The organism is Candidatus Collinsella stercoripullorum (assembly GCF_027669965.1).
Lineage (GTDB): Bacteria > Actinomycetota > Coriobacteriia > Coriobacteriales > Coriobacteriaceae > Collinsella > Collinsella stercoripullorum.
On sequence record NZ_JAQECM010000081.1, the window covers coordinates 874 to 5,425 of the forward strand.

Annotated in this window: 2 rRNA genes (1 of these 2 cut by a window edge); both read right to left on the reverse strand. The window is 66.1% G+C overall.

Features of this window, described 5'->3' with window-relative positions:
- A 23S ribosomal RNA gene (locus PHA29_RS10270) occupies positions 1–2,356 on the reverse strand (it extends 637 nt beyond the left edge of the window).
- A gap of 379 nt (positions 2,357–2,735) precedes the next feature.
- A 16S ribosomal RNA gene (locus PHA29_RS10275) occupies positions 2,736–4,242 on the reverse strand.
- Together the 16S and 23S rRNA genes form the textbook arrangement of a ribosomal RNA operon.
- Between the last annotated feature and the right edge of the window lie 310 nt (positions 4,243–4,552).

Below are 4,552 nucleotides of genomic sequence, written 5' to 3' on the forward strand. Positions count from 1 at the left end.
CCCTTTAGGAGGCGACCGCCCCAGTCAAACTACCCACCTGGCACGGTCCCCGCGCCGGATGACGGACGCGGGTTAGGACGCCGGGCGCGCGAGGGCGGTATTCCAAGGTCGGCTCCGCCGGGGCTGGCGCCCCGGCATCTCAGCCTCCCGCCTATCCTCTACACGCGCGTCCAGCGGCCAATGCCAAGCTGCAGTGAAGGTTCACGGGGTCTTTCCGTCCTTCCGCGGGTAGGTCGCATCTTCACGACCAGTGCAATTTCACCGGGTCCATGGTCGAGACAGCGCCCAAGTCGTTGCGCCTTTCGTGCAGGTCGGAACTTACCCGACAAGGAATTTCGCTACCTTAGGACCGTTATAGTTACGGCCGCCGTTTACCGGGGCTTGGCTTCGGCGCTTCGCCTTGCGGCTAACGCCTCCGCGTGACCTTCCGGCACCGGGCAGGCGTCAGACCCTATACGTCGCCTTGCGGCTTCTGCAGAGTCCTGTGTTTTTGGTAAACAGTCGCTTGGGCCTCTTCACTGCGGCCCCCCTCGGCTCGCGGAGCGAGTCCGTCCACCTACGCGGGGGCACCCCTTCTCCCGAAGTTACGGGGCCATTGTGCCGAGTTCCTTGACCATGGTTGACCCGATCGCCTCGGTATGTTCTACCCACCCACCTGTGTCGGTTTGCGGTACGGGCGCGCGCGCCCCTGCCTAGGGGTTTTTCTGGGGACCTCGGGCTCACTCGCTTCGCTCAACCGCTTCGTCCGGAGCCTCGCCCTGTGCGAGGGACGGATTTCCCTGTCCCTCGGGCCGCGCTCCATCACGGGGACGTCCAGAACCCCGCCGAGCCACCCCAATCCGTCGCCCCGTCGGTCGTGAACGGTGCGCGCACGGTGCAGGAATGTCTGCCTGCTGCGCTTCGGCTACGCCTCCCGGCCTCGCCTTAGCCCCCGACTGACCCTGGGGGGATTAGCCTCGCCCAGGAAACCTCGGGTTTACGGCGGTGGAGTTACCCTCTCCACTCTCGCTACTCATGCCAGCATTCTCGCTCGGTCGCGGTCCACGGCTCGGTTCCCCGGCCGCTTCGCCCCGCGATCGACGCCCCCCTACCGATGAACGAAGTTCATCCCGCCGCTTCGGTACCGCGCTTAGCCCCGTGTATTGTCGGCGCGCGCCCACTCGACCAGTGAGCTGTTACGCACTCTTTGAAGGGGTGGCTGCTTCTAAGCCAACCTCCTGGTTGTCTGCGCGAGCGCACATCCTTTGCCACTCGGCGCGGATTTGGGGACCTTGGCGGGCGGTCTGGGCTGTTTCCCTCTCGAGCACACAGCTTAGCCCACATGCTCTGACTGCCGGGGTGTGGGCCGTCGGCATTCGGAGTTCGGTTCGAATCGGTAGGCGGCGAAGCCCCCTCATCGATCCGGTGCTCTACCTCCGACGGTGAACCCCCGACGCTAGCCCTAAAGCTATTTCGGGGGGAACGAGATATCTCCGGGTTTGATAGGCCTTTCACCCCTATCCCCAGGTCATCGGAGCGCTTTTCAACGCACTGCCGTTCGGCCCTCCACGGGGTCTTACCCCCGCTTCAGCCTGCCCAGGGATAGCTCACCCGGCTTCGCGTCCGCGGCCGGCGACTGATGGCGCCCTGTTCGGACTCGCTTTCGCTACGGCTCGCTTGCTAGCTTAACCTCGCCGCCGGCCAGCGACTCGCTGGCTCATTCTACAAAAGGCACGCCGTCACCCCGCGAGGGGGCTCCGACTGCTCGCGGGCGCACGGTTTCAGGTGCTGTTTCACTCCCCTCCCGGGGTGCTTTTCACCTTTCCCTCGCGGTACTCGTTCGCTATCGGTCACGGGAGAGTATTCAGGCTTGGATGGTGGTCCACCCAGATTCGGACCGGGTTTCACGTGCCCGGCCCTACTCAGGGACCGTGATCGGCGCGCGCCTGAGGGTCCGCCTACGGGGCCCTAACCCTGTGCCGCCGGCCTTCCCATGCCGTTCGGCTCCCCTCGGTGCGTCGCCGCCGGGGGCGGCAGCCCCCGGACACATGGCCCTGCAACCCCGGCGGGGAGAAGGCTGCCGCCCGTATTCCCTCGCCGGTTTGGCCTAGGCCCCCTTTCGCTCGCCGCTACTCGGGGGATCTCGCAGTTGATTTCTTCTCCTCCGGGTACTTAGATGTTTCAGTTCCCCGGGTTGTCCTCCCCCAAGGTATGTGTTCCCAAGGGGGATGCCAGGACCTCTCCTGGCGGGTTCGCCCATTCGGAGACCCGCGGGTCGTAGGGTGTGTGCCCCTAACCGCGGATTATCGCAGCTTGCCGCGTCCTTCGTCGGCTTCCCGTGCCAAGGCATCCGCCGTGCGCCCTGCATATCTTCTCATATGTCGCGTTCTCGTTCCGTATCTTCCGGCCCCCCTGCGGGGGCCGGGGCAGAATCATACCGCCCGGGGCGCATGCCCCGGGCGCGATCGTCGTTCGATGTCGACCGCTCCCTCGGACAGGGGAACCCTGTCGTGTGGTCACGTGTCGCAGAATCGATTAGATGTTTTTCGAGATGATTCCCATCTCGCTCGTCCCGCCCCCGACCTCGTCGGGGGCGGCCCGGGCCGGCTCACGCCGGCCCGTCTCGCTATGCGGCTCTCAAGGTACGCGGGGATACCCCGGGGACCGGGTACCGCGGGAGTCCGGCGGACGGGAGGACCGGGCGGGTCCTTCGCCTGAAAGAATGTCTTCCGATTCCAGGAAGCTCGTCTCCCTAGAAAGGAGGTGATCCAGCCGCACGTTCCCGTACGGCTACCTTGTTACGACTTCACCCCCCTCACCCTCCACACCTTCGACGCCTCCCCCCTGAAAGGTTGGGCCGGCGGCTTCGGGTGCAGACGACTCGGGTGGTGTGACGGGCGGTGTGTACAAGGCCCGGGAACGCATTCACCGCGGCATGCTGATCCGCGATTACTAGCAACTCCGACTTCATGGGGGCGGGTTGCAGCCCCCAATCCGAACTGGGGCCGGCTTTGAGGGATCCGCTCGCGCTCGCGCGCTCGCCTCCCGTTGTACCGGCCATTGTAGCACGTGTGCAGCCCAGGGCATAAGGGGCATGATGACTTGACGTCGTCCCCGCCCTCCTCCGGCTTGACGCCGGCGGTCCCGCATGGGTGCCCGGCACTACCCGATGGCAACATGCGGCGGGGGTTGCGCTCGTTGCGGGACTTAACCCAACATCTCACGACACGAGCTGACGACAGCCATGCACCACCTGTGGCGGCTCCTCTCGGCCACGGGGTCTCCCCCGCTTCACCGCCATGTCAAGCCCTGGTAAGGTTCTTCGCGTTGCTTCGAATTAAGCCACATGCTCCGCTGCTTGTGCGGGCCCCCGTCAATTCCTTTGAGTTTTAGCCTTGCGGCCGTACTCCCCAGGCGGGACGCTTAATGCGTTGGCTGCGGCACGGGGGGATCGTCCCCCCACACCTAGCGTCCATCGTTTACGGCTGGGACTACCAGGGTATCTAATCCTGTTCGCTCCCCCAGCTTTCGCGCCTCAGCGTCGGTCTCGGCCCAGAGGGCCGCCTTCGCCACCGGTGTTCCACCCGATATCTGCGCATTCCACCGCTACACCGGGTGTTCCGCCCTCCCCTACCGGACCCAAGCCGCGCGGTTCGGGGGGCGGCCCGGGGTTGAGCCCCGGGATTTGACCCCCCGCCTGCGCGGCCGCCTACGCGCGCTTTACGCCCAATGAATCCGGATAACGCTCGCCCCCTACGTATTACCGCGGCTGCTGGCACGTAGTTAGCCGGGGCTTCTTCTGCAGGTACAGTCTTGACTCGTCCCTGCTGAAAGCGGTTTACGACCCGAAGGCCTCCATCCCGCACGCGGCGTCGCTGCGTCAGGGTTGCCCCCATTGCGCAAGATTCCCCACTGCTGCCTCCCGTAGGAGTCTGGGCCGTGTCTCAGTCCCAATCTGGCCGGTCGGTCTCTCAACCCGGCTACCCGTTGTCGGCACGGTGGGCCGTCACCCCGCCGTCTACCTGATGGGCCGCGGAGCCATCCCCCTCCACCTGGGTTTTGCCCGCTCCCGGATGCCCGGGTGCGGGGTCATCGGGTGTTACCCGCCGTTTCCGGCGGCTATCCCCGGGAGGGGGGCAGGTTCTCCACGTGTTACTCAGCCGTTCGCCACTCGCTTCCGCCCGAGGGCGGGTGCCGTTCGACTTGCATGTGTTAGGCGCGCCGCCAGCGTTCATCCTGAGCCAGGATCGAACTCTCCGTCCAATTGAGCCGCCCCCGCGAGAGGGGGCGGCGGTCAGGTCGTAGGAGCCCGCCCGGTCCGGCTGACGCCGATCGGATCCATCGTTCGCGTCACGACATCCTGGTGAAAGGAACCGCGGGCGCGGCCCCCTGCGGGGCCGCCCGCGGCGCGCTTCCACGCGTCGCTCATCGCTCGGGCGCCGCTCGGGCGCCCTGATGGTGTCTCTTATGTGATCTCCTGTCCGTCGTGAGGCCTTCCGGCCTCCCCGCGGTATCCGGTTCTCAAGGTTCCCGCCGCCCGGCTGCGCCGCGCGGCAAGGAGATATATTGCCAG